This is a genomic window from Pseudomonas sp. (genome assembly GCF_035554175.1).
Lineage (GTDB): Bacteria > Pseudomonadota > Gammaproteobacteria > Pseudomonadales > Pseudomonadaceae > Aquipseudomonas.
Genome location: NZ_DATMIV010000009.1, coordinates 12,500 through 38,225, shown reverse-complemented (window position 1 = coordinate 38,225; position 25,726 = coordinate 12,500). Strand labels below are relative to the sequence as shown.

Genomic DNA, 25,726 nt, shown 5'->3' with positions numbered 1-25,726 from the left:
TCGGCGCCGTCGAGTAGTAATATAAATTTAGTCCATCTCTTGTATCGTATTTCAAACGATGTCGTAAAGGTGGATTTTTTTTGGGTCATTATTTTTAGAGGGTAAATATTGCATTGGCTGTAAAAGGGAGCGTGAGTGGCGAATTGCTAATGAATAAGTTTCGAATTTTTTCCCTGTTGGTGTTGCGATTTGCATCATTACATATGGATATAGAGTGCTTCTGTTGTTTGGGCTGAATGCGTGTATCAATATGCTTGGTCGGGTGCGTGGAACTGTGCCGGCAATCATTAATTATTAGGATGTTGATATGTTTGAGCAGGATTTGAGTATTCAGGAACTTAAAGTAAAGTTTGATTCTCCGACCATTCGTCATAAGGCGCTGTATGCCAACGGTCGTATGCAAGTCCGGGTGTTGGTGCTGGTGACGGCAGAAAACTCGCAGGCTCAAGGCGTGTCGCTTTATGGGCATCCGGCCCTGCAAACCCTGAAATTGATCAGCTATGACACCGCTGCACCATTAGGTGGTGACTGGGATGTAGGGACGCGGGAGAACCGCTATGCGCACGATATGTCGGGTGGTGCGGCGCGCGTTGTGCCGCTGGTGCCAGCATCGGATAACCGGATCTCCGATCCATCGGAAACTACGCAGATTTTCGAGTTCTGGGTCACCTGTAGCCGCCCGGGTTCGATTCAGATTGCCGCCGAGATCACCCTGCAAGGCACCAGGTATCGAAGCGATGGCCGCAATGGCTTTGACAGCAGTATTACCCTGGAAGCAATTGCCCCCAAGCAATATCCAATTGCCCATTTCGTGATGGAAAAGACCAGAGTTCTGGATATGCCCAGCCTTTATGAACGGACCGAATTGCACAGTATCGCTTTACGGGCGGAAGGTAGGCAGATCAACTTGCTTGACTGGAAAAGTTTCGATACCAAATATGATGAAGAATTTGCCACTGAGTTCTTCTCGTCGGGTAACGCGCTCGATGTATCGAGCGGGTTGCGAAGTTATGTAGCGTATATTGGACCGATCTATGGTGCCCAAGTCACCGCGCGTACCTTGAAAGGATTCCGCTCCATACTGCAGGATCCGGGGACAATATCAGTCCTCAGCCATTTGACAGCGGACTATCCGGACAAACCCGCGCGTAAGGCTCAATTGGATCTGCAGGTTTTTGATGAGTACGGTACCGAGCACAGAATTCGTATCAATCCCGATATTGCTAACCGCTCGTTTACATTAAGTTGACAGGAAGTGTCCTGAAGTTTTTGGCTTGATTATTTTCTGTGAAGTGAGCGCGACGCTTGCTCGTTGTTTTTTTCTGTAAATCACTGGATGTTGTCTATGGATAGTCAAACTATTGATTCAGTAAGTTCCAACGCATTCAATTTTGGAGCTTTTGTCGCGGGAGGCGTTGATCCGCGCACGGGCATATATACCCTGGCTTTGACACTCGGCGCCATCCGCTCCAATGATCTTAACGGACCCTCGTTCAACCTTGCGCTGGGCTTTAATCCTCTCAATGTACGCAACGCAGGCTTTGGCACGGGATGGTCGCTGTCGACCAGTCGTTATGATTTACGCAGTAAAGTCATGACATTGGCCAGCGGTGAAACTTATAAAGCCACTGAAACACCCGAAGCTCTGTTCTTCAAGGAAATGAAGTTAGAGAGCGCCAAGGTTCTGAAATCAGGCAACGGGCGATATGAAGTCCTCTATAAGGATGGTCGACGAGAAGAGCTTGAGGTTTTCGGTGCCACTCAAGTCGCTGTGCCCAAGAAGATTATCGCTGCGAACGGTGCGAGCATCGTCCTGAAATATGCCTTGTTCAATGAGCAACCTATGCTCGTGGAAATCAGCGACGTAAAAAGAAAGCTGCTCCAGGTCAACCGAACTGCTGGCCTGCTCACACTGACCCAGAATCCTGGGGGGCAGGACAGCGCTGTATTCTCGATGACGTTCAAAAATGATCGCGTCACCGCCATCGGCTTGCCGGTAGGCCGGGGTTGGGATATTCAGTACGAAGACATTGACGGCAAAAGCTATGTGAAGCGCGTGGTATCGCCGCTCGGAGCCGTGGAAAGCATTCGCTACAAACAGCTTGGTCACGAATTTCCCGTTTTGGGTGGAGTGCAAAGTCTGCCCTACGTGATTGCCCATGACATTTTCGCCAAGCAAGGGCAGCCCAAAGTAGTCAAGACTTACACTTATTCTGATCGAAACTACCTGGGGCACGGTATACCGCCCGATTCAAAGGATGATGGTGACCCTCTCTACCGTGCGCCGCACAACTATCAATACAGTTCCACCGAACGGTTGATTGTTGGGGGCGAACTTCATACCCACACCAAGCGCACTTACAACAAGTTTCATCTGCTGGTCTCTGAAGTCACCACGTGCAAAGACGCAGTCGTTTCGACTTCTACCGAGTATCACTGCGACGTCACCAAGCCGTTCAGCGGCCAGAGTGCACAGTTCAGAATGCCCAAGACCCAGACCCTCGTGTACGAAAACAGCACTACCAAAAACCAGCGCTTCGAGACATCGACCACTGAATTCGATGCTGCCGGTAATTTGCTGAAACAGGTAGAGACCAACGGGATTACCACGCAATTCGAATACTATCCAGCTACCGAATCAGAAGGCTGCCCCGAAGATCCTCTCGGCTTTGTCCGCTTCCTAAAGCAGAAGACCGTGATTCCTGCGGCTGGCGGTGGTGCCTCTACCGTTACGCGCTATCGATATGCTCTGCATCCCGCCCTTGAGGGCGCAACGAAGGCCAATGTGGTGGCCATCCAGGAAAGCTTTTTCGAACGGGTGGAGGGAACGGAGATGCTTCGCTCCCAAGTCGATCTGGTTCACCTCAATACTCCCAATGAACCTGCAAGGCACGGCTTGTTGCAACAGCAAAGCGTTACCCGCAATGCTACAACGACTCGCATCGATTACTCGTATGTGCTCGACGGGACGAAACTGGTGCTGAAGAAAACCGTACACGGTTTTGACGCCACAACCAGCTCCAGTGAGCAGACCCTATCGACCCTGAGCGGACTGCTGGTGTCCGAGCGCGATGCTGACGATCGCGTGATCGAATACGAATACGACAAGCTTGGCCGGCGTCTGTGCAAGACACTCGCACCCGGTACTGCGTACGCTTCCGCTACCCGCTGGAGCTACCACGCGGCCGAGGTTGACGAGCCAGCGACGATGACTACCACAGACGCGTCAGGCGGCATGCAAATAGCCACATACGACGCTCTGGGGCGCATCTGCAAAGTTCAGGAAAAGGATTGCGACAATCCTGATCCGCAAGGTGTTTGCCCGATGCGCACGGTCTACACCGCTCTGCATGACCAGACCGGACGGCCGGTGGAAGTCGTTCGCAGCGACTGGTGGGACGGCCTCGAGCGAGCCGTGAAAACAGAGTTTTCATACGACAATTGGGGACAGGTCACGCAAACCCGCCACGGCGATGGGCGAGTCGAGCACAGTGAGTTCGATCCGATCAAACGCCAGCAGGAGAATTGGCAGCAGGGCATGGGCAAGACCGTCACCGCCCTCAATGCTTTCGGTAAGCCAGACAGTGTTGAAATGTTCGATCTCAAGGGGCAGAGCCTGGGCAAATCCGTTTACAAGTATGACGGCCTGGGTCGCACCCTCAGCCAGACCGATCCGGCAGGTAACCAGACCCGCTACGAATATGATGTGTTCGACCGGATGGTTCGCAGTGTTCTGCCGGACGGCCATGCCGTGGAAACCACGTTTGCCAACCACAGCACTGATGAGTTGCCCGTGGAAATCAAAGTGGCCGGTGTGTTACTGGGGCAACAGCGGTTCGATGGGTTGAACCGTGTGACTGAAATGACTGCGGGAGCGCGCAAGTCGGTTGTCAGTTATGAGGGCGGCCGCCGCCTGGCCAAGTCCTCCACCGATGCCATGGGGCAGGCAGTCGATTTCGTCCATGCGCCAGAGTTAGGTGGATTGTTGACCCAGCGCAAAGCCGTGACCGAGGGCAAAGATAACGGGTTGACCACCCAGTTCACCTACGATGTCTTGAACGGAAAAACCAAAAGTTGCATCGAACAAGGTCGCGAGTGTCATTTTGAGTATTTTTCTTCCGGTCGTCTGAAATCGGAAACCACTCAGTATGGCTTGCACCGCAAGACCGTTTCTTATACTTGGTCGCTCTTCGGTCGGCCTCTGACGTACGTGGATGCGCTGGGGACAAAGCATCAGTCGGTCTATGACAACTGCGGACGCAGGACCTCGTTCAAGCAAGGTGCGGTGAAGGCAGATTTTTTCTATGACAAACGCGGTCTGCTGGAGAGGATCGAAACGCGCGACACGTCGTCCAATCGTCTGTTGACGACGCGTTTGACCTACGATGATATCGGGCGTGAAACCATCCGAAGTCTGGAAGTCAGCGGTCTGCCCACCCAGACGCTGACGTCCAGCTACACCTCGACTGGCAAGCTGGCGCAGAAGGTTTTGAAGCGCGGCGCCGCCGTGTTGCGGGATGAGACATTCACGTACGATGTACGCGGGCGCCTCAAGCAGTACGACTGCGCTGGCAGCCAGCGGCCACGGGATCCCTATGGCAAGGAGATCGTCCAGCAGATTTTCACCTTTGACGCGCTGGATAACATCCTTGCGCTGCAAACCACCTTTCCCCAAGGCGTCAACACGACGACTTTCAGCTTCAGCAAAGTCGATCCGGCACAGTTGGTCGCGGTGACGCACTCCCACGCCGATTATCCGGAGCCGGTCACCCTCGAGTACGACGCTAACGGGCGCATGATCAGAGATGATCAGGCGCGCACCCTGGCTTATGACGTGTTCGGGCGTCTGGTTCAGGTTACCCGCGCAGGCGGGGAGGTCGCGCGCGGGTTTCATTACGACGGCCTTGACCGTATCGTGGAACTGTCGCAACCGCGCCTGTCGGATATGCAGCGCTACTATCACAACGCCAAGGTCAGCAGTGAAATCCGTGGCAATGATTCGCGCAGTATCGTCCGTCACGGCGGTTATCTATTGGGCCAACAACAACTCGGGGCAGAGGCCGGCAACCGGATTTTCGGTACCGATCAACAGCAAAGTGTACTGACTCAGTTGCATGGCGAGCGGTGGGATGACTGCGCCTACAGCCCTTACGGGCATCGCCCTGGCGAAGGTGGGCTGTTCAGCCTGGCGGGGTTTAATGGCGAGCAACGGGACGCGGCCACTGGCCTGTATCTGCTGGGCAATGGTTATCGAGCGTACAGCCCTACCCTGATGCGCTTCACCAGCCCCGACAGCATGAGTCCGTTCGCGGCGGGCGGTTTGAATGCCTACGCCTACTGCCTCGGCGACCCCGTCAATCGTGTTGACCCTACGGGACACGTTTCCTGGCAGTCGATTGCGGGAATAGCGCTGGGCTTTCTCGGCATCGTCGCCAGCATCGTGACGCTGGGCGCGGCGACGCCATTAGCCCTGTTGGCCATGGGCTTGGGCGTCGCTTCCGGAGCGGCGGCCATCGGCAGCGAGGTCGCGTATGCATATGACCAGCAATCCCAGGTCGGCGCGATACTCGGTTGGGTCAGTCTGGGGCTGGGTATTGCATCGGCAGCAGCAGGGGCATTGGCGGCCAGACAAGCCGTCGCACAATCCCTTAAGCCGCGGCCTTACCTTGTGCAACTGGCTGACGAGCCGCCGGTGAGGATTATAGAAAGGGAGTATGCAACGTTCGGTATGCCGTTCGACAGGAGGCAAGCCAGATTGGCCGCGGCCGCAGATGCCGCCGCTGAGGCAGAGCAGCCAGCGGGCTGGCGGATTACCGAAGAGTTCCTCGATAAAGCTAATCTGGACGGTTTCCCTAAAGGTGGTCTCGGCAAAACTGCACGGGGAAAATATGGTGATTTCATAGCCGAGGTTCAAAGGGGTACTCATCCAAACGAAGCTACCAGAATTTTTTCAGGAAGCCGCTTGGACCCTTACCCTCACTATAAATTCTTCTATCCCTCCAGTTTGCACAAAGGATATACGCACATGCATTTTCGGGTAGGGGGTGAGCAAAGGGTGTTTTATCTGGTGAACAACGAGACCAGACACCTCCGCATCATGCAGCGGGGACCGCACGATCCAGAGTGGGGGCACGCGTATGTAGCCAAGTGAAGACTCGAATGGGTTTGATCGTCCCCCTCAGAACGACGTCTGCTCTTTATATTGAATGGCGCTTCAGCGCCCACTCCACATGCTCCCTGACCAGCTCTGACGGATAATCCCGTCGCGCCTTCAACGCTTCCAGCACCGGGATCGTTGAAGGCGCATTGCCCAGTCCCACCGCCAGATTGCGCAACCAGCGCTCATACCCGGCACGCCGCAACGGCGAGCCTTCGGTGCTGCTCAAAAACTTCTCTTCATCCCACAAAAACAGTTCGGCCAGTTCAGCATTATCGAGATTGTGCCGTGGCTTGAAATCGCTTTCCCCGGATGGCCGGGCGAAGCGGTTCCACGGGCAGACGATCTGGCAGTCGTCGCAGCCAAAGACCCGATTGCCAATCAGCGGTCGCAAGTCTTCGGGAATCGCGGTCTTAAGCTCAATGGTCAAATAGGAAATGCAACGGCGAGCATCCAGCACATACGGGCCGACGAAGGCTTTGGTCGGGCAGATGTCGAGACATGCGGTGCAGCGCCCGCAATGTTCGCTGCTGTGCGGGTCGTCCACCGGCAAGGGCAGATCGACGAACAGTTCGCTCAAGAAAAAATAACTGCCGGCCTTGCGGTTCAGCACCAGGGTGTTTTTGCCGATCCAGCCCAGGCCGGCCTGTTCGGCAATGGCTTTTTCCAGCACCGGGGCGCTGTCGACGAAGGCGCGAAAACCGAACGGGCCAATCTCGGCCTGAATCCTGTCGGCCAATTGCTGCACACGTTTACGGATCAATTTGTGGTAATCGCGGCCCAAGGCATAACGCGACACGTAGGCTTTTTCCGGTTGCCCCAGCATTTGCGCCATTTGTGTGTCGCCGGGCAGGTAGTCCATGCGCAGGGACACCACGCGCAATGTGCCTGGCACCAGTTCCTCTGGATGGGAGCGCTTGCTGCCATGGGCCGCCATGTACTCCATGTCGCCGTGGTAGCCGCCCTCGAGCCAGCGTTGCAGATGCTGTTCGTGCTCGGCCAGATCCAGACCGCTGATGCCGACTTGCTGGAAGCCCAGCTCGCGGCCCCAATCCTTGATCGATTGGGCGAGGGCGGGCAGGTCTGTGGTGATGGCGGACATGAGGCGAGAGAAACCGGAGCTGAGGTGCGTATAATTCTGCCAGACATCGGAGCCCGAAGACGCATGCCGCAGACGAAAGATGAATTACCCGACGCGCTGTACCGCGCCGCGCAGGTGCGCGAACTCGACGCCCGGCTGATTGCCGCCGGCACGCCGGGCTTCGAATTGATGCAGCGCGCTGCCCGCGCGATGTGGCGTGCGCTGGTGCGCCAGTGGCCGGCGGCCAACGAGCTGACGGTGCTCGCCGGGCATGGCAACAATGCCGGCGACGGTTATCTGGTGGCGCTGCTGGCACGGCGTGCCGGGTGGTCGGTGCGGGTGTTGGCGGTAGGCGACCCGCAGCGTTTGCAGGGCGACGCGGCGTCAGCCCATGCCGATGCGCTGGCCGCAGGGGTTGCGGTACATGGCTGGCAGGTGCAGAGCGAACTGCGTGGAATCGTGCTCGATGCCTTGCTCGGCACTGGCCTGAGCGGTGAAGTGCGTGAGCCCTATGCATCGACGATCAACGCTATCAACACCTGCGGTTTGCCGGTAGCGGCGGTCGATATTCCGTCCGGGCTATGTGCCGATACCGGGCGTGAACTGGGTGTCGCGGTACATGCCGATCTAACGGTGACCTTCATTGGTTTGAAGGTCGGGCTGTTGACCGGCGATGCGGCGGATCATGTCGGCGAGTTGGTCTTCAACGATCTGCAAGCCACCGAAGACATTTTCAGTGACATTCCCGTCTGCGCTCGACGTCTGAGCGCCGCTAATCTTCCCGCACTTGCCCCGCGTGCGCCCACTTCGCACAAGGGGCGTTTCGGCCATGTGTTGCTGATCGGCGGCGATCACGGATTCGGCGGGGCCATTTTGCTCTGCACGGAAATGGCCTTGCGTAGCGGCGCGGGCATGGTGTCGCTGGCGACCCGCCCCGAACATGTCCCCGCGGCGCTGACCCGCGTACCTGAAGCCATGGCGCTCGGCACCTCTTCAGCCAATCAGCTGATGGGCCTGCTGGGAAAGGTTTCGGTGTTGGTGGTGGGGCCGGGCCTCGGTCAGGCGAGCTGGGGTCGCGCCCTGTTGTCAGCAGCCGCCAATGCAGCGTTGCCGCAGGTGTGGGACGCCGACGCGTTGAACCTGCTGGCCAGCGGGTGTGCCCGGTTGCCCAAGGAGTGCGTGATCACCCCGCATCCGGGCGAAGCGGCGCGTTTGCTGGGCATCAGCACTGCCGACGTGCAGGCGGATCGTCCGGCCGCTGCATTGGCGTTGAGCAAGAAGTATTCAGCGGTAGTGGTTCTGAAAGGCGCCGGCAGTCTGATCGCGCATCCCGATGGGCATCTGGCCCTGTGTTATCAAGGCCATCCGGCGATGGCTACCGGTGGTCTCGGAGATGTGCTGGCCGGTTTGATCGGCGCGCTGCTGGCACAGGGCATGGGCGCATTCGACGCTGCATGCCTGGCAGTCTGGCTGCACGCGAATGCCGGCCTGCAGCAAGGAAAATTCGGCCGTGGGCTGGCGGCCAGTGATCTGATTCCAGCCATTCGTCAGTTGTTGGAGGAGCATGCACCGTGTCTGAAGTAACCCTGTACCTGGCCGATGAACAGGCGATGAGCGACTTTGGCGCACGGATCGCCCGCGTGACCCAGGGCCATGGCCTGATCTTTCTCGAAGGGAATCTGGGCATGGGCAAAACCACCCTGTCGCGGGGCATCATTCGCGGCCTGGGGCATGTCGGGGCGGTAAAAAGTCCGACCTTCACTCTGGTCGAACCCTACGAGATCGGTGACATCCGCGCTTTCCACTTCGACCTGTATCGCCTGGTCGATCCCGAGGAGTTGGAGTTTCTCGGCATCCGCGACTACTTCGAAGACGATGCCCTGTGCCTGATCGAGTGGCCCGATAAAGGTGCAGGCTTTTTGCCAAAGCCTGACCTGACCATTACCATTAGCCCGCAAGGCAGCGGGCGTTCGCTGAAAATTTTAGCCCAGGGCTCGCGTGGCGAGGCCTGGTGTGCCGCTTTGGCATTGGAATCCAATTAAATGATGGGGTTTGGTATGCGCTTTCGCGCGTTGGTGGCTGCCGCTGGACTGATGTTGATGGCAGTAACCGTCAACGCTGTGGCCGATTCAAAGGTCAACAGCGTGCGCCTGTGGCGGGCGCCGGACAACACGCGACTGGTGTTCGACCTGAGCGGCCCGGTGCAGCACAGCGTCTTCACCCTGACCGCACCGGATCGGCTGGTCATCGACATCAATGGCGCCACGCTGGGCGCGCCGTTGAATGTGCAGACGGCGAACACGCCGATCACCGCAATGCGCTCGGCCCAGCGTACGCCGACCGACCTGCGGGTAGTCATCGACCTGAAAAAAGCCGTCACCCCGAAAAGTTTTTCGCTGGCGCCGAACGCGCAGTACGGCAACCGTCTGGTAGTCGATCTGTTTGACAACCCGGCCGATGCTGCGCCGCCACCTGCGCCGACGCCATCGGTGGCGACCGTGCCGGCGGTACCGGTGACTCCGACTGAACCGGCGATCAAGCTACCGCCAGCGCCTGCGGGCAAGCGCGACATTATTGTGGTGATCGACGCCGGCCACGGTGGCGAAGACCCGGGTGCATCCGGCTCGCGCGGTCAGCGTGAAAAAGACGTGGTGCTGCAGATCGCCCGCGAGCTGCAGCGCCAGGTCAACGGCATGAAAGGCTTCCGCGCTGAGCTGACCCGTACCGGCGACTACTTCATTCCCCTGCGTGGGCGTACCGAAATCGCCCGCAAGAAGGGCGCCGACCTGTTCGTTTCGATCCACGCCGACGCCGCACCGTCAGCGGCCGCGTTCGGTGCTTCGGTGTTCGCCCTGTCTGATCGTGGCGCTACATCCGAGACCGCCCGTTGGCTGGCCGACAGTGAAAACCGCTCCGACCTGATCGGTGGTGCCGGCAACGTCAGCCTCGATGACAAGGACCGCATGCTGGCCGGCGTGCTGCTCGACCTGTCGATGACTGCCTCGCTGACCTCAAGCCTCAATGTCGGCCAGAAAGTCCTGACCAACATCGGTCGTGTCACGCCGCTGCACAAACAGCGCGTGGAACAGGCCGGGTTCATGGTGCTGAAGTCGCCGGACATCCCGTCGATCCTGGTCGAAACCGGGTTTATCTCCAACGCCAATGAGGCCAACAAACTGTCCGCCTCGAGCCACCAGCAAGCGCTGGCGCGTTCGATCAGCAGCGGCGTGCGCCAGTTCTTCCAGCAGAATCCGCCGCCGGGCACTTACATCGCCTGGCTGCGTGACTCCGGCAAGATTGCCCAGGGCCCGCGCGACCACCGCGTCGGCCCTGGGGAAACCCTGGCGATGATCGGCGTGCGCTATCAGGTCTCGCCGGCCACTTTGCGCGCCGCCAACAACCTGAAAAGTGACGAGCTGAAAGTCGGTCAACACCTGACCATTCCCGGCACCGAACTGGCGTCCAAAGAATGAACCAGGTATTGAATACCGCGCGCATCGAGCTGCTCAGCCCACGGCTGGCGAACCAGATTGCCGCCGGTGAAGTGGTCGAGCGTCCGGCTTCGGTAATCAAGGAATTGCTGGAGAACAGCCTCGATTCCGGCGCCAGGCGTATCGACGTCGACGTGGAGCAGGGCGGCGTCAAGTTGCTGCGGGTGCGGGACGATGGCAGTGGTATCTCCGCCGATGATCTGCCGCTGGCTCTGGCGCGCCACGCTACCAGCAAGATTCGCAATCTTGAAGATCTCGAGCAGGTCATGAGCCTGGGTTTTCGCGGCGAGGCGCTGGCGTCGATCAGCTCCGTGGCGCGTTTGACCCTGACCTCGCGCACCCGCGATGCCGACCAGGCCTGGCAGGTTGAAACCGAAGGCCGTGACATGGCGCCCCGCGTGCAGCCGGCCGCGCATCCGGTCGGCACTTCGGTGGAAGTTCGCGACCTGTTCTTCAACACCCCGGCACGGCGCAAATTCCTCAAGACCGAAAAAACCGAATTCGATCACCTGCAGGAAGTGATCAAGCGTCTGGCGCTGGCGCGTTTCGATGTGGCTTTCCATCTGCGCCACAACGGCAAGACCATCCTCAGCCTGCACGAGGCCCACGATGATGCAGCCCGCGCACGGCGCGTGGCGGCGATCTGCGGTTCGGGTTTCCTTGAGCAGGCGCTGCCGATCGAGATCGAACGCAATGGCTTGCACCTTTGGGGCTGGGTGGGTCTGCCGACCTTCAACCGCAGCCAGGCGGATTTGCAGTATTTCTTCGTGAACGGCCGGGCAGTGCGCGACAAACTGGTGGCCCACGCGGTGCGCCAGGCTTATCGCGACGTGCTGTTCAACGGTCGGCACCCGACCTTCGCACTGTTTTTCGAAGTCGATCCGGCAGCGGTAGACGTCAACGTGCACCCGACCAAGCACGAAGTGCGCTTCCGTGACGGGCGCATGGTTCACGACTTCCTGTATGGCACGCTGCACCGTGCGTTGGGCGACGTGCGTCCGGAAGATCAGTTGGCCGGTTCGGTCACCACGGCTATCGTGCGACCAAGCGGCATCGAGGCGGGCGAATTCGGTCCGCAGGGCGAAATGCGCCTGGCTGCCAATGCGCTGCTGGAGCAGCCGCAGGCGCAACCGGCGTTCAACACTTCATCCGGTGCCGGCGCTGGCGGCGCTTATCAGTATCAATACACACCGCGTCCGCAATCGACGGTGCCTGCCGCCGAGGCTCAGGCCGCGTACAAGGAGTTTTTCGCGCCGCTGCCCGAGGCCAATGCCAACGCGCTGCCGGAAGGTCAGGAAGACATTCCGCCACTCGGCTACGCGCTGGCGCAGCTCAAGGGCATCTACATTTTGTCCGAGAACGCCCATGGGCTGGTGCTGGTGGACATGCATGCCGCCCACGAGCGGATCATGTACGAGCGCTTGAAAATCGCTATGGCCAGCGAGGGCCTCAGCGGCCAGCCGCTGCTGGTGCCGGAGTCGCTGGCGGTCAGTCAGCGCGAGGCCGATTGCGCCGAAGAACATGCCGCGTGGTTTCAGCGGCTGGGCTTCGAGTTGCAGCGTCTGGGGCCGGAAACCCTGGCAATCCGGCAGATTCCCGCATTGCTCAAGCAGGCCGAGGCCAACCGCTTGGTTGGCGACGTGCTTTCGGACTTGATGGAGTACGGCACCAGCGATCGCATCCAGGCGCACCTCAACGAACTGCTCGGCACCATGGCCTGCCACGGTGCGATCCGTGCCAATCGGCGGCTGGCCCTGCCGGAAATGAACGGCTTGCTGCGCGACATGGAAAACACCGAGCGTAGCGGTCAATGCAACCATGGCCGACCGACCTGGACCCAACTGGGCCTGGACGATCTGGACAAACTGTTCCTGCGCGGTCGTTGATGAGCCAGCTCCCTCCAGCGATTTTCCTGATGGGCCCGACCGCTGCGGGCAAGACCGACCTGGCCATCGAGCTGACCAAAGTGCTGCCGTGCGAGCTGATCAGCGTTGATTCGGCGCTGGTCTATCGCGGCATGGACATCGGCACTGCCAAACCTTCGCAAGAACTGTTGGCCGAATACCCGCACCGGTTGATCGACATACTCGACCCCGCCGAGGCGTATTCCGCTGCCGATTTCCGCCGCGATGCCCTGCAAGCCATGGCCGAGATCACCGCACGCGGAAAGATTCCGCTGCTGGTCGGCGGCACGATGCTTTATTACAAGGCTTTGGTGGATGGCCTGGCGGACATGCCCGCGGCAGATCCAGACGTGCGCGCGCAGATCGAGGAAGAGGCTGCACGCCTTGGCTGGCAAGCGCTGCACGAGCAGTTGGCGCTGATCGATCCGGTGTCGGCAGCGCGTATTCACCCCAACGATCCGCAGCGCCTGAGTCGTGCGCTGGAGGTGTATCGAGTCAGCGGTCAGAGCATGACCGCCCTGCGTGAGCAACAATCTGCGCAAAGTACCGAAGCAGCCGCTTCGGGACGTCAACAATTGCCCTATACTGTCGCGAACCTGGCCATTGCTCCGGCGAATCGCCAGGTTCTGCACCAGCGAATTGAACAAAGATTCACAAATATGTTGGAACAGGGGTTCATCGACGAGGTCGTAGCCCTGCGTAAAAGAAGTGCCCTGCACCCGGGGTTGCCGTCTATACGTGCGGTAGGCTACCGCCAGGTCTGGGATTATCTGGACGGCAAGCTGACACTGGCCCAGATGCAGGAGCGCGGCATCATCGCCACGCGCCAATTGGCCAAGCGCCAGTTTACCTGGCTGCGCAGCTGGGACGATTTGCACTGGCTGGACAGTCTTGATTGCGACAATCTGCCACGCGCCTTGAAATACCTTGGGACCATCTCCATATTGAGCTGAGTCCTTGCAATTGCCGTCTATCCTTGGGGGTGTGGCGGCCGAAGCCATCTGAATTATCCATTTTTTATTATTGAATCCTTAAAGGAGTGCGGCACATGTCAAAAGGGCATTCGCTACAAGACCCTTACCTGAACACTTTACGTAAAGAGAAAGTCGGGGTTTCCATCTATCTGGTCAACGGTATCAAGCTGCAAGGGACGATCGAATCGTTCGACCAGTTCGTGATCCTGCTGAAAAATACTGTCAGCCAGATGGTCTACAAACACGCTATCTCGACCGTCGTGCCGGTTCGTCCGATTCGTCTGCCTAGCGCAACCGAAAACGAACAGGGCGATGCCGACGCAGCGCCGGGTAACGCCTGATAGGAGTCTCCTTTGTTCTTTGAGCGCCACGGTGGTGGTGAGCGAGTCATCCTCGTTCACTTGGATGGACAGGACCCTGAGGCGCGCGAAGATCCGCAGGAGTTTCAGGAACTGGCAAATTCGGCTGGCGCCGAGACCGTCGCGTTTTTTAACGTGCCGCGTCATCGGCCAACCGCCAAATACCTGATTGGCAGCGGCAAGGTCGAGGAGCTGCGCGACCTGGTCAAGGCTGAAGAAGCCGATCTGGTGATTTTCAATCACATCCTCACGCCCAGTCAGGAACGTAACCTCGAACGTGTTTTCGAGTGTCGCGTGATCGACCGTACCGGGCTGATTCTCGACATTTTCGCCCAGCGTGCCCGCACCCATGAAGGCAAGCTCCAGGTCGAACTGGCCCAGCTTGACCACATGAGTACGCGGCTGGTTCGCGGCTGGACTCACCTTGAGCGTCAGGGTGGTGGTATCGGTATGCGCGGCCCGGGTGAGACCCAGCTGGAAACCGACCGCCGTCTGCTGCGGGTTCGCTTGCGGCAGATCAAGGGCCGGCTGGAGAAGGTGCGCAGTCAGCGCGAGCAATCGCGACGCGGTCGTTCGCGTGCGGACATTCCGACCGTTTCGCTGGTGGGATACACCAACGCCGGCAAATCCACACTCTTCAACAACGTGACGAAGTCCGACGTGTACGCGGCCGATCAATTGTTCGCCACGCTGGACCCGACCCTGCGCCGCCTGGAGCTTGATGACCTCGGTCCGATCGTCCTGGCGGACACCGTGGGTTTCATTCGTCATCTGCCGCACAAGCTGGTCGAGGCATTTCGGTCTACGCTCGAAGAGTCGAGCAATTCCGACCTGCTGTTGCACGTGATCGATGCCGCCGAACCGGATCGCATGTTGCAGATCGAGCAGGTGATGGTGGTGCTGGGCGAGATTGGCGCCCAGGACTTGCCGATCCTCGAGGTCTATAACAAACTCGATTTGCTTGAAGGCGTCGAGCCACAGATCCAGCGCGACGCCGATGGCAAACCGCAACGGGTCTGGCTCTCGGCGCGCGATGGCACTGGTCTGGAATTGCTCGAACAAGCCATCGCCGAGTTGCTGGGCAGTGATTTGTTCGTCGGTACCCTGCGCTTGCCGCAACGATTCGCAAGGCTGCGTGCGCAGTTCTTCGAACTCGGGGCGGTGCAGAAAGAAGAATACGATGAAGAGGGTGTCAGCCTGCTGGCCGTTCGTTTGCCCCGGATCGAGCTGAATCGACTGGTAAGCCGCGAAGGATTGCAGCCGATGGAATTCATCGAGCAACACACTTTGCAATAAAAGCCTGAAAAAGCGGTTGTGCCGCAACGGCAGGCATTCTGTAGCATTGGTCGGCGCGCCGTGGGTGCGTCTTTGCTTTATCAGATGGAGAGCGCTATGGCTTGGAATGAGCCGGGTGGCAACTCGAATAATCAGGATCCCTGGGGTGGCAAGCGCCGCAATAACGGCGACCGCAAGGGGCCACCGGATCTCGACGAGGCCTTCCGAAAGCTGCAGGAAAGCCTGAACGGGTTGTTCGGTGGTGGTAAGAAACGCGGCGATGACGGCGGTGGGTCGGGCAGGAGCAGTGGCGGCTTCGGCGGTCTGCTCGGCATCGGCCTTGTCGTGCTGGCGGCCGTCTGGCTGTACAGCGCGGTCTACGTGGTGGACGAACAGGAGCAGGCCGTGGTGCTGCGCTTCGGCAAGTACTACGAGACCGTCGGCCCGGGCCTGAACATCTACTTCCCGCCGATCGATAAAAAGTACATGGAGAACGTGACGCGTGAGCGTGCGTACACCAAGCAGGGCCAGATGCTCACCGAAGACGAGAACATCGTCGAAGTGCCGCTGACCGTGCAGTACAAGATCAGCAACCTGCAGGACTTCGTGCTGAACGTCGATCAGCCGGAAATCAGTCTGCAGCACGCGACCGAAAGCGCCCTGCGCCATGTGGTGGGTTCTACCGCCATGGACCAGGTGCTGACCGAAGGTCGTGAATTGATGGCCAGCGAAATCAAGGAGCGTCTGCAACGTTTCCTCGATACTTATCGCACCGGTATCACCGTCACCCAGGTCAACGTACAGAGCGCAGCAGCACCGCGTGAAGTACAGGAAGCCTTCGACGACGTGATCCGCGCCCGTGAAGACGAGCAGCGTTCGCGCAACCAGGCTGAAACCTACGCCAATGGCGTGGTGCCGGAAGCCCGTGGTCAGGCCCAGCGCATCATCGAAGATGCCAACGGTTACCGCGACGAAACCATCTCGCGCGCCAAGGGTGAGGCTGATCGCTTTACCAAACTGGTCGCCGAGTATCGCAAGGCACCTGAAGTCACCCGCGAGCGTCTGTATCTGGACACCATGCAGGAAGTCTTCAGCAACACCAGCAAGGTACTCGTGACCGGCAACAAGAACGGCCAGAGCAATCTGCTCTACCTGCCGCTGGACAAAATGATCCAGAACAGTTCGGGCAACGCACCGGTGACCGGTTCGGCCGCCAGCAACAACACGGACGTCACGCCGCATGTCACTGACGTGCCGCAGACGCGTACAAGGGAGACCCGCTGATGAGCAATAAATCGCTGATCGCCCTGATCGTTGGCGTCGTCGTGGTACTGGTGGGCTGGAACTGCTTCTACATCGTCGCTCAGACCGAGCGCGCGGTGCTGCTGCAATTCGGCCGTGTGGTTCAGGCGGACGTCCAGCCGGGTCTGCATGTGAAGGTGCCTTACGTCAATCAGGTGCGCAAGTTCGACGCCCGCCTGCTGACGCTGGATGCCCCGACGCAACGCTTCCTGACCCTTGAAAAGAAAGCCGTGATGGTCGATGCCTACGCCAAATGGCGGGTCAAGGACGCCGAGCGCTTCTACACCGCGACCTCGGGCCTCAAGCAGATCGCTGACGAGCGTCTGTCCCGTCGTCTGGAATCCGGTCTGCGTGACCAGTTCGGCAAGCGCACCCTGCACGAAGTGGTGTCGGGTGAGCGTGATGCGCTGATGGCTGACATCACTGCGTCGCTGAACAAGATGGCGGAAAAAGAGCTGGGTATCGAAGTGGTTGATGTCCGGGTCAAGGCCATCGATCTGCCGAAAGAAGTGAACCGCAGCGTGTTCGAGCGGATGAGCACCGAACGTGAGCGTGAAGCTCGCGAGCACCGCGCCAAGGGTAACGAGCTGGCCGAAGGCATTCGTGCCGACGCCGATCGTCAACGCCGCGTGCTGCTGGCTGAAGCCTATCGTGAATCCGAAGAGGTTCGCGGTGACGGCGACGCCCAGGCCGCTGCAATCTACTCCAAGGCCTACGGTCAGGATCAGGAGTTCTACGGTTTCTACCGTAGCCTGCGCGCCTACCGTGAAAGCTTCGCGAACAAATCCGACGTCCTGGTCCTCGACCCAAGCAGCGACTTCTTCCGTTACCTGGAAAAAGCCAAACCTTGATACGACGTTGACCTGAATCACTCCGCCCGGCGGCTAAAACCTCGGGCGGGGTGATCCTTTCGGAAAACGTGTGTATGATGCGGCAGCCGGGAAATTCCCGGCTTTTTTGCGTCTGCACGTTTGATTGCTGTTTTTGTGCAGGCATCGGGTTTGAACGGCCCGAGCGTTTTTCGAGGAAAGTGATGGGCGAAGCCGCTGACAGGCCTTTCGCTGCGTCGTTCATGCGCGTGCGTTTTGAACGCCCCGGTCATTTTCTGCTTCACTCAAGGCTCGCCCTCGTGCTGGCCGCCCGGATCAAAGGGGAATGGCGTAATGGCAACGGTAGACCGCTGGCTGCTGCCAGATGGCATCGAAGAAGTACTGCCACCGGAGGCGGCGCGCATTGAAGTCGCGCGTCGTCAGGTGTTGGATCTGTTCCAGAGCTGGGGTTACGAATTTGTCGTGACTCCCCATATCGAGTACCTGGAATCCCTGCTGACCGGTGCGGGCCAGGACCTGGATCTGCGTACCTTCAAGGTCATCGACCCGCAATCGGGCCGGCAGATGGGGTTCCGTGCCGACATCACGCCGCAGGTCGCGCGTATCGATGCGCACACCCTGCGTCGCGAAGGCCCGAGCCGTCTGTGCTATGCCGGCAGCGTCCTGCACGCCCAGCCGCGTGCCTTGTCGTCCTCGCGCAGTCCGATCCAGTTGGGCGCCGAGCTGTACGGCGACGCCAGTCCGAGCAGCGACGTCGAAGTCATCAGCCTGATGCTGGCCATGCTGCAACTGGCCGACGTGCCGGACGTGCACATGGATCTCGGCCATGTCGGCATCTACCGAGGTCTGGCGCGCGCCGCCGGTTTGTCCGGCGAAGTCGAGCAGCATTTGTTCGATGCCCTGCAGCGCAAGGCCATCGACGAAGTGATTACCCTGACCGAAGGCCTGCCGGCCGATCTGTCCGGCATGTTGCGCGCACTGGTTGATCTGTGCGGCGGGCGTGAAGTATTGAGCGCAGCCCGTGAGCGTCTGGCCAATGCGCCGGCGCCGGTACTCGCTGCGCTGGAAGATCTGCTGGCAATCGCCGAGCGTCTTTCGGCGCGCTTCCCGCAGTTGCCGCTGTATTTCGACCTCGGCGAGCTGCGTGGCTACCACTACCACACCGGTGTGGTGTTCGCGGTGTTCGTGCCCGGCGTTGGCCAGTCCATCGCGCAGGGCGGTCGTTACGACGACATCGGCGCCGATTTCGGTCGTGCACGTCCGGCGACCGGCTTTTCCACCGATTTGAAAACCCTGGTGACCCTGGGGCGTGCTGAGATCGAGCTACCGTCCGGCGGTATCTGGATGCCTGACAGTACGGATGCGGCACTCTGGCAGCAGGTTTGCCAGTTGCGCAGTGAGGGTCAGCGTGTCGTTCAGGCCTTGCCTGGACAACCTTTGGCCGCCGCCCGTGATGCGGACTGCGACCGGCAATTGATTCAGCAGAACGGGCTTTGGCAATTATCGCCACTGGCTTCTTGAGTTTTCCTGCCGGCTATCGCCGGCACCAAGTTTGCGCGAATGAGGACAAGTGTTATGGGTAAGAATGTCGTAGTCCTGGGCACCCAGTGGGGTGATGAGGGCAAAGGCAAGATCGTTGATCTGCTGACCGAACATGCTGCCGCCGTAGTGCGCTACCAGGGTGGCCACAACGCCGGTCACACGCTGGTGATCGACGGCGAGAAAACCGTCTTGCACCTGATTCCATCGGGCGTGCTGCGCGAAGGCGTGCAGTGCCTGATCGGCAACGGCGTGGTGGTAGCACCTGACGCTCTGTTGCGGGAAATCACCAAGCTGGAAGAGAAAGGCGTACCGGTGCGCGAGCGTCTGCGCATCAGCCCGTCCTGCCCGCTGATCCTGTCCTTCCACGTCGCGCTGGATCAGGCCCGTGAAAAGGCCCGTGGCGAGCTGAAGATCGGTACCACCGGTCGCGGCATCGGCCCGGCTTACGAAGACAAGGTTGCCCGTCGTGGTCTGCGTGTCGGCGACCTGCTGAACATGCCGCGCTTCGAAGACAAGCTGCGTGAGCTGGTGGACTACCACAACTTCATGCTGGTCGGTTACTACAAAGAGCCTGCCATCGAGTTCGAGAAAACCCTGGCCGAGTGCAAGGAATACGCCGAGCTGCTCAAGCCGTTGATGCTCGACGTCACCGCCGAGTTGCACGACCTGCGTCGCGCCGGCAAGGACATCATGTTCGAAGGCGCCCAGGGTTCGTTGCTCGACATCGACCACGGCACCTACCCGTACGTGACCAGTTCCAACACCACCGCTGGTGGCGTGGCGACCGGTTCGGGCGTTGGCCCGATGTTCCTCGATTACATTCTGGGCATCACCAAGGCTTACACCACTCGCGTGGGTTCCGGCCCGTTCCCGACCGAGCTGTTTGACGAAGTCGGTGCGCACCTGGCCAAGCAAGGTCACGAGTTCGGCGCGACCACCGGCCGTGCCCGTCGTTGCGGCTGGTTCGACGCCGTCATTCTGCGTCGCGCTATCGACGTGAACAGCATTTCGGGCATCTGCCTGACCAAGCTGGATGTACTCGACGGTCTGGAAACCATCAACATCTGCGTCGGCTACAAAGACGCGCAAGGTAATGCCGTTGCCCCGACTGACGCTGACAGCTACGTCGGCCTGCAGCCGGTGTATGAAGAAGTCCCGGGCTGGAGCGAATCGACCGTGGGTGCCAAGACCCTGGAAGAGCTGCCGGCCAACGCTCGCGCTTACATCAAACGCGTTGAAGAGTTGATCGGCGCGCCGATCGACATTATTTCGACGGGCCCGGACCGCAACGAAACCATCGTCCTGCGTCATCCGTTTGCCTGATAAGTTGTTGATGTAAAAAACAAAGGCCCCTTAATCGGGGCCTTTGTCGTTTATGCCTGTTGGACGGCATGACCTTTGCTGTGAATCTGTCTACAAGAGTGCCATCAAATTAATGGCGTCAGAAGTAGAGGGATTTAAAGTGTCAGCCGTTCTCTCACTGTTACAAAGCCGTTTGTTGCGGCCGGTGTTCGTTACCCTTGGTATCGCCCTTTTGGTGCAGGTGTTGGTGGCGGTTGCCCTGACGCGCAGCACGGTCACGGCGCTGGAAGCCGATCTGGCACTGCGCCTGGGCGCCGACAGCCAGAAGCTCTCCGGTGAACTGGAGCAGGCCGGGCGTGAAGTCACCTCGAGTCTTGATGCGCTGTCAGCCAGCACTCGTCAGCGTCTGACCGCGGGACTTTCTGCGCGTCTCAAAGACGAGCAGGCGCAACTGCGCGCGACGCTGGAAAAGGATCTCAAGGACTCGGCCAACGACATGGCACAGTTGCTCGCGTCCGTGGCGCCACGCGCCATGTGGGACAGCGACGTTCCGACGCTGTCGGAATTTGCCCGGCGCGCCCAGCGCAATCCCAACGTGTTGTTCGTGGTCTACGACGACGCCACGGGCCAGCATCTGACCCGTTACCTCAATCGCGAAAACCCGATCAACAAGGCCTTGCTGGAAAAAGGCCAGGGCGAGCGTGCGCTGGATAAAGTGCTCGATGCGGCGAAGAACGATCCGTCGGTGTACTACCTTGAGGCCTCGATCAATCCCAATGGCGTGGAAATCGGCAAGGTGCTGATGGGTGTTTCCACGGCCTCGGTGGAAACCGATCTGGCCGAGCTCGACAAGCGCTTTCTGGCACTGATTGCCAGCAGCGATCAACTGGTCGGCGACAGCCTCAAAGGCGCGGCGGCGGACAGTGCCAAGGCCATGCAGGCGCGTCTGCAATCGGCACAGGCCACTGCGGGTGAAATGAAGGCCAACACCGCGCAAACCGTTCAAGAGGCGGCTGCGACATTGCGCTGGCGCATCGGCCTCGGCCTGGCGCTGGTCGGTTGCGGCGTGCTGCTGTTGCTGGCGGTGGTACTTGGGCATCGGGTGGTCAATCGCCTGAAAATGCTCAACGCGGCGATGGACGATCTGGCGGCGGGCGAGGGCGATCTGACCAAGCGTGTGCAGATCAACAGCAAGGATGAAATCGGCGACATGGCCTCGGCGGTCAATCGCTTCGTCGATAAGTTGCAGCCGATCGTGCGCGAGGCAGGCGATGTCGCTCAGCGCACTGGCGTGGAAATTGGCGCAATGACCCTGCGCAATGCTGGCGCCGATGCAGCGGCCGGAATGCAGCGCGACGAAGTTGCTGAAAGTCTGCGTGCGCTGTCGCAGATGGCCGACGAAGCGCAGTCAGAAAGTCAGGCCATGCAGGCGGCGTTGAAGCAGGTCGTCGATATTCGTCAGGCCACCGACGAAAACACCCGCACCTCGGCCAAGGTAGGCAGTCTGATCGAAGCGCTGGCCGGGCAGGTCGATACTGGCGCGAAAGTCATCGAACGGCTGGCCCAGCAGAGCGAACAGATCGAAGTGGTGCTGACAGTGATCCACGGGATCGCCGAGCAGACCAACCTGCTGGCGTTGAACGCGGCGATCGAGGCGGCGCGTGCCGGTGAAACCGGGCGGGGTTTTGCCGTGGTCGCGGATGAAGTGCGGGCGCTGGCGAGCAAGACGCAGAGTTCGACCGGTGACATTCAGGCGCACATCGTGGCGTTGCAGCAGGGGGCGCGTGAGGCGGTCGAGGCGATTGGCCAAGCCGGGCGTCAGGCCAGCGAAGGCTTGCTGGTGTTGCGTGACAGTGCGCGGTTGCAGCAGTCGGTGCAGGCTTCGGTCGAACAGGTGCACGCGGCAATCGGTCTGGCAACGCAAGCGGCAGCGCATCAGGCGCAGGGTGCGCAGGCGGTACGCGGGCGCGTCGAGACGATTCATGCTCAGGCCGAGAAAGCGGCGCAGGCAGTGGTGGAAACCACGGCCAGTGGCAAGGTGCTGGATGGTCTGGCGGCGCAGCTGAAAGCCAGCCTGGGGCAGTTCCGCGCTTAACCTCAAAAGATCGCAGCCTTCGGCAGCTCCTACATGGGAATTTGCGTTCCCTGTAGGAGCTGCCGAAGCCTGCGATCCTTTAGCGGCTCAGATACATCCGCGTCGTCAGCAAATACACGGGCAGCCCTGAGACCAGAATCAACAACGCCGCATACGGCGCCGCTGCCGCGAACTCGACATTCGCCGTGTGTGCCCAGACCTCGGTCGCCAGTGTGTTAAGCCCGGTCGGACTCAGCAGCAACGTCGCCGTCAATTCCTTCATTGCGTCGAGAAACACCAGAGCAAACGCCGCGCCCAACGCCGGGAAAATGATCGGCAGGGTCACCCGGCAAAACGCCGTAAACGATGAAGCGCCCAGTGTGCGCGCAGCCTCTTCCAGCTGTGGCGCAGCCTTGTTCAAGGCGGTACGAATCGGCGCCTGCGCCAGCGGCAGAAACAGCAGCGCGTAAGCGATCAGCAGCAACCCTGAAGTCTGATACAGCACCGGTACGTAATGCAGGGCGAAGTACACCAGCGTCAGTGCAATCACCAGTCCCGGCAGCGCGTGCAACAAATACGGCAGGCGCTCGGCCCAGATTGCCAGTCGGCCTTTGTAGCGCACCACCAGCAACCCGACCGGCACTGCCAGCACCAGGCACAACGCCGCGCCGCCAAGGGACAATGCGAGCGATGACAGCAGCGCCTCGGTGATCGCTGCTAGCGGGAACGCCGCCGATGAGCCGACCGCCAGCCAGTACGCCAGCATCCCCAGCGGAATACCGCTGCCGACAATCGCCAGCAACAGGCAATACAACTGGCCTGGCGCAGCCCACGACCCGAGCCGTACTTGTTCAGCTTGTCGCGCCGCGCCCTGGCCGATGCGCACATGCCTGCCCTTGCCGCGCACGCGCAATTCCAGCCACAGCAACAGCAGACACAATGCCAGCAATACCGCCGAGAGCATCGCTGCGTTGGCGTTGCTGAATTCCAGTTCGAATTGCTGATAGATCGCAGTGGTGAAGGTTTGCAGGCCGATGATCGACAACGCGCCGAATTCCACCAGCATGTGCAGGGCAATCAACAGCGAGCCGGCCAGCAGCGACGGCCACAGCAGCGGCAGTGTGACGCGGAAAAACACGCCCCAGCGACTCTGGCCCAGCGTGCGGGCGGACTCTTCAAGGGAGGGATCGAGGTTGCGCAAGGTCGCAGCAACCGGCAAAAAGATCAGCGGATACTTCGACAGGCTCATCACCAGAATCGCCCCGCCGAGGCCTTCGAACTGCGCGCTCAGCGATACCCAGGTGAAGCTGCTGACAAACGCCGGCACCGCAAATGGCAGGCACAGAATCACACCCCATAACCGGCGCCCCGGCAGATTGCTGCGTTCCAGCAGCCACGCCAGGGACAGACCGATCACGCCGCAGGTAACAGTAACGCCGACCATCAACGCCAAGGTGTTGCGCAGCAGGCCAAATACATAGGGGCGCCACAACAAGTGCAGCGCCTCGGCCCAGCCGGCCTGCCAGGCTTTCAGCCCGACATAGGCCAGCGGCAACAGGCTGAGGATGACCAGCAGCAAAACCGGCAGCACCAGCCAGATCGACGGACGTTTGCGTTTCGGTACGTAACCCCCGCGCGCGGCGGGCGCCGATAACGACGCTGCCATCAGTTCAAGCCAACTTCGCGTTCCAGCTCCAAGGCTTCTTCAGCATTGCCCAGATCGGCCGGAGTGACGTTCGGCGCTTGCAGTTCACTGAATGGCTTGAGGCCACGATCCGATTCCATGCCTTTGTGCAGCGGATATTCGGCGGTGGTCTGAGTGATCACGCGCTGACCCTCTTCGCTGGCCATGAACGCAAGGAATTGCTGGGCTTCTTTCGGGTGTTTGCTGGACTTTAGTACGGCAGCACTGGACACCGTGATCAGGCCGCCAGCGTCGCCGCCGGTGAAGTAATGCAGCTTGGAATCGAGCTTGCCTTTCTCGCGCTGCAGGGCGAACCAATAGTAATTGTTGACCAATACGGTGGCGACTTCGCCGTTTTCCACGGCTTTGAGGGCGACCATGTTGTTGCTGTAGGTTTTGCCGAAGGCGCGCAGGCCGGTCAGCCATTCCTCGGCAGCGTCACGCCCGTGCAATTTGATGATCGCGACAGCCTGCTCCTGGAAGGCGCCGCTGGTCGGAACGAAGCCGACTTTGCCCTGCCACTGCGGCTCGGAGAACTCCATCACCGATTTCGGCAGGTCTTTTTCGTCAATCAGTTTCGGGTTGAAGGCGACCACGCGCACGCGGGCTGTAACGCCGATCCAGGTGCCGTTGGCTGCCACATATTTTTCCGGCAGCACCGCCAGCGTGGCGTCGTCGGCCTTGGCCAGCAGGCCTTGTTCGCCGAGATTGTTCAGCGGTGGCGACTCTTCGGTGTAGATCACGTCGGCGGGGGAGCGGTCGCCTTCTTCGATGATCTGGCTCGCCAGCTGATTGCTGCTGCCTTTGCGAACGTTGACGTGAATGCCGGTCCTGGCTTCGAACGCCTTGGCAATCGCGTCGCCGACTTCCTTGTGCTGGCCGTTGTACAGAGTCAGGGAAACCGCGTCGGCAGCCTGGGTGAGGGGAGTGGCGAGTGCCAGGCCGAGGAGGCTGAAGGTCAGGCCTCGGCGCAGGGTATTTCGAAACGTCATTCGCAGGATTCCTCACTGTCGCATTGCAAAAACTTGCAACAATGATAAACGATATTGTTTCTCAAGTGCGCCTTGTGCGGCGCGAGGTGATCTTGTAGGAGCTGCCGAAGGCTGCGATCTTTTGATCTTGCTGTTGAACGATAGGGGTCAAAAGCACGATCAGAAGATCGCAGCCTCGTTGCACTCGTCAGCTCCTACAAGCTCCTACAGGGCCAGAAACGCAAAAACCCGCTTTCGCGGGTTTCTGTGAAATCCAAGGACTGAACCTTGAATTTGAATTGGTGCCCAGAAGAAGACTCGAACTTCCACGACCGTAAGGTCACCAGCACCTGAAGCTGGCGTGTCTACCAATTTCACCATCTGGGCAATCATCGCAAGCGTTGCCGCTGTTGATGTGGCGCACTATACGGAGCGCTCTTTGATCTGTAAACCCCTGATTTGGTTTTAATAAATCAGCCTGAACAAAAGCTTTCCCGCAAATGCAAAAAACCCGCTTTCGCGGGTTTTGTGTGAGTCTTGAAACTGATCTAGTCTCAAACTCGAAATTGGTGCCCAGGAGAAGACTCGAACTTCCACGACCGTAAGGTCACCAGCACCTGAAGCTGGCGTGTCTACCAATTTCACCACCTGGGCATCATCGAAATCGCTTGTGCGTCGTCGATGGCGCGCACTATACGGAGCGTCTTTTTAACTGTAAACCCCTGCCGAAGAAAAAACTGAATTTTTTTACCGGCGGCGTTCAAAACCGTATCAGAGCGT

The 25,726-nt window shown here is 59.6% G+C and carries 17 protein-coding genes and 2 tRNA genes; 14 read left to right on the top strand and 5 right to left on the bottom strand.

The features are described from left to right. Window positions 1-307 precede the first annotated feature (307 nt). Entirely contained in the window at window positions 308-1,249 is a 942-nt protein-coding gene (locus tag VNV36_RS03420) for a hypothetical protein (protein WP_325716246.1), read from the top strand. A 96-nt stretch (window positions 1,250-1,345) separates the two neighbouring features. Further along, window positions 1,346-6,151 (top strand): RHS repeat domain-containing protein, encoded by a 4,806-nt coding sequence (locus VNV36_RS03415; protein ID WP_325716244.1) that lies wholly within the window; start codon window positions 1,346-1,348, stop codon window positions 6,149-6,151. Window positions 6,152-6,197: 46 nt separating this feature from the next. On the opposite strand, the gene queG is transcribed toward VNV36_RS03415, so the two are convergent. After that, window positions 6,198-7,259: a tRNA epoxyqueuosine(34) reductase QueG gene (gene queG / locus VNV36_RS03410; protein ID WP_325716242.1), complete on the bottom strand. Its 1,062-nt coding sequence runs from the start codon at window positions 7,257-7,259 to the stop codon at window positions 6,198-6,200. Window positions 7,260-7,322: 63 nt separating this feature from the next. Here queG and VNV36_RS03405 point away from each other — a divergent pair, with 63 nt between their 5' ends. The 12 genes from VNV36_RS03405 to VNV36_RS03350 all read left to right on the top strand — a co-directional run bounded on the left by VNV36_RS03405 (window position 7,323) and on the right by VNV36_RS03350 (window position 22,312). Continuing rightward, window positions 7,323-8,822, top strand: a complete 1,500-nt coding sequence (locus VNV36_RS03405) for an NAD(P)H-hydrate dehydratase (RefSeq protein WP_325716240.1) — start codon at window positions 7,323-7,325, stop codon at window positions 8,820-8,822. After that, entirely contained in the window at window positions 8,810-9,280 is a 471-nt protein-coding gene (gene tsaE, locus VNV36_RS03400; RefSeq protein WP_325716238.1) for a tRNA (adenosine(37)-N6)-threonylcarbamoyltransferase complex ATPase subunit type 1 TsaE, read from the top strand. The genes VNV36_RS03405 and tsaE overlap by 13 nt, the downstream gene beginning before the upstream one ends. A 51-nt stretch (window positions 9,281-9,331) precedes the next feature. Continuing rightward, window positions 9,332-10,711 (top strand): N-acetylmuramoyl-L-alanine amidase, encoded by a 1,380-nt coding sequence (locus VNV36_RS03395; protein ID WP_370593506.1) that lies wholly within the window; start codon window positions 9,332-9,334, stop codon window positions 10,709-10,711. Continuing rightward, window positions 10,708-12,615 carry a DNA mismatch repair endonuclease MutL gene (gene mutL, locus VNV36_RS03390; RefSeq protein ID WP_325716235.1) on the top strand — a complete coding sequence of 636 codons (1,908 nt, stop codon included), beginning with the start codon at window positions 10,708-10,710 and terminating at the stop codon, window positions 12,613-12,615. Before VNV36_RS03395 ends, mutL begins: the two co-directional genes overlap by 4 nt. Further along, window positions 12,615-13,586, top strand: coding sequence for a tRNA (adenosine(37)-N6)-dimethylallyltransferase MiaA (gene miaA, locus VNV36_RS03385; RefSeq protein WP_325716233.1), 972 nt, complete (start codon window positions 12,615-12,617; stop codon window positions 13,584-13,586). Before mutL ends, miaA begins: the two co-directional genes overlap by 1 nt. Window positions 13,587-13,681: 95 nt before the next feature. Next, window positions 13,682-13,948 (top strand): RNA chaperone Hfq, encoded by a 267-nt coding sequence (hfq, locus tag VNV36_RS03380; protein WP_016771947.1) that lies wholly within the window; start codon window positions 13,682-13,684, stop codon window positions 13,946-13,948. A gap of 12 nt (window positions 13,949-13,960) precedes the next feature. Continuing rightward, window positions 13,961-15,262, top strand: a complete 1,302-nt coding sequence (hflX, locus tag VNV36_RS03375; protein WP_325716230.1) for a ribosome rescue GTPase HflX — start codon at window positions 13,961-13,963, stop codon at window positions 15,260-15,262. Window positions 15,263-15,358: 96 nt separating this feature from the next. Further along, window positions 15,359-16,525 (top strand): FtsH protease activity modulator HflK, encoded by a 1,167-nt coding sequence (gene hflK / locus VNV36_RS03370; RefSeq protein WP_024011368.1) that lies wholly within the window; start codon window positions 15,359-15,361, stop codon window positions 16,523-16,525. Beyond that, entirely contained in the window at window positions 16,525-17,394 is an 870-nt protein-coding gene (hflC, locus tag VNV36_RS03365; RefSeq protein ID WP_016771945.1) for a protease modulator HflC, read from the top strand. The genes hflK and hflC overlap by 1 nt, the downstream gene beginning before the upstream one ends. Before the next feature lie 312 nt (window positions 17,395-17,706). Next, entirely contained in the window at window positions 17,707-18,894 is a 1,188-nt protein-coding gene (locus VNV36_RS03360) for an ATP phosphoribosyltransferase regulatory subunit (RefSeq protein ID WP_325716228.1), read from the top strand. 54 nt (window positions 18,895-18,948) lie between these two features. After that, window positions 18,949-20,238, top strand: coding sequence for an adenylosuccinate synthase (locus VNV36_RS03355; protein ID WP_016771943.1), 1,290 nt, complete (start codon window positions 18,949-18,951; stop codon window positions 20,236-20,238). A 139-nt stretch (window positions 20,239-20,377) separates the two neighbouring features. Continuing rightward, window positions 20,378-22,312 (top strand): methyl-accepting chemotaxis protein, encoded by a 1,935-nt coding sequence (locus VNV36_RS03350; RefSeq protein WP_325716225.1) that lies wholly within the window; start codon window positions 20,378-20,380, stop codon window positions 22,310-22,312. 79 nt (window positions 22,313-22,391) lie between these two features. Here the strand turns inward: VNV36_RS03350 and VNV36_RS03345 are convergent, their stop codons facing one another. The 4 genes from VNV36_RS03345 to VNV36_RS03330 all read right to left on the bottom strand — a co-directional run bounded on the left by VNV36_RS03345 (window position 22,392) and on the right by VNV36_RS03330 (window position 25,600). After that, window positions 22,392-23,957, bottom strand: coding sequence for an ABC transporter permease (locus VNV36_RS03345; protein WP_325716223.1), 1,566 nt, complete (start codon window positions 23,955-23,957; stop codon window positions 22,392-22,394). Further along, window positions 23,957-24,967: an extracellular solute-binding protein gene (locus tag VNV36_RS03340; protein ID WP_325716221.1), complete on the bottom strand. Its 1,011-nt coding sequence runs from the start codon at window positions 24,965-24,967 to the stop codon at window positions 23,957-23,959. The genes VNV36_RS03345 and VNV36_RS03340 overlap by 1 nt, the downstream gene beginning before the upstream one ends. A gap of 279 nt (window positions 24,968-25,246) precedes the next feature. Then, a tRNA-Leu gene (locus tag VNV36_RS03335) sits at window positions 25,247-25,333 on the bottom strand. Between the two features lie 180 nt (window positions 25,334-25,513). Next, a tRNA-Leu gene (locus tag VNV36_RS03330) sits at window positions 25,514-25,600 on the bottom strand. Window positions 25,601-25,726: the final 126 nt, after the last annotated feature.

Excerpts from the sequence above, each read along its gene's own strand:
- VNV36_RS03395 (WP_370593506.1), top strand. The coding sequence starts at position 9,332 with ATGTTGATGGCAGTAACCGTCAACGCTGTGGCCGATTCAAAGGTCAAC.
- VNV36_RS03355 (WP_016771943.1), top strand. The coding sequence starts at position 18,949 with ATGGGTAAGAATGTCGTAGTCCTGGGCACCCAGTGGGGTGATGAGGGC.
- VNV36_RS03420 (WP_325716246.1), top strand. The coding sequence starts at position 308 with ATGTTTGAGCAGGATTTGAGTATTCAGGAACTTAAAGTAAAGTTTGAT.
- VNV36_RS03405 (WP_325716240.1), top strand. The coding sequence starts at position 7,323 with ATGCCGCAGACGAAAGATGAATTACCCGACGCGCTGTACCGCGCCGCG.
- miaA (WP_325716233.1), top strand. The coding sequence starts at position 12,615 with ATGAGCCAGCTCCCTCCAGCGATTTTCCTGATGGGCCCGACCGCTGCG.
- VNV36_RS03340 (WP_325716221.1), bottom strand. The coding sequence starts at position 24,967 with ATGACGTTTCGAAATACCCTGCGCCGAGGCCTGACCTTCAGCCTCCTC.
- hflK (WP_024011368.1), top strand. The coding sequence starts at position 15,359 with ATGGCTTGGAATGAGCCGGGTGGCAACTCGAATAATCAGGATCCCTGG.
- queG (WP_325716242.1), bottom strand. The coding sequence starts at position 7,259 with ATGTCCGCCATCACCACAGACCTGCCCGCCCTCGCCCAATCGATCAAG.
- VNV36_RS03345 (WP_325716223.1), bottom strand. The coding sequence starts at position 23,957 with ATGGCAGCGTCGTTATCGGCGCCCGCCGCGCGCGGGGGTTACGTACCG.
- mutL (WP_325716235.1), top strand. The coding sequence starts at position 10,708 with ATGAACCAGGTATTGAATACCGCGCGCATCGAGCTGCTCAGCCCACGG.
- VNV36_RS03415 (WP_325716244.1), top strand. The coding sequence starts at position 1,346 with ATGGATAGTCAAACTATTGATTCAGTAAGTTCCAACGCATTCAATTTT.
- hflC (WP_016771945.1), top strand. The coding sequence starts at position 16,525 with ATGAGCAATAAATCGCTGATCGCCCTGATCGTTGGCGTCGTCGTGGTA.
- hfq (WP_016771947.1), top strand. The coding sequence starts at position 13,682 with ATGTCAAAAGGGCATTCGCTACAAGACCCTTACCTGAACACTTTACGT.
- VNV36_RS03360 (WP_325716228.1), top strand. The coding sequence starts at position 17,707 with ATGGCAACGGTAGACCGCTGGCTGCTGCCAGATGGCATCGAAGAAGTA.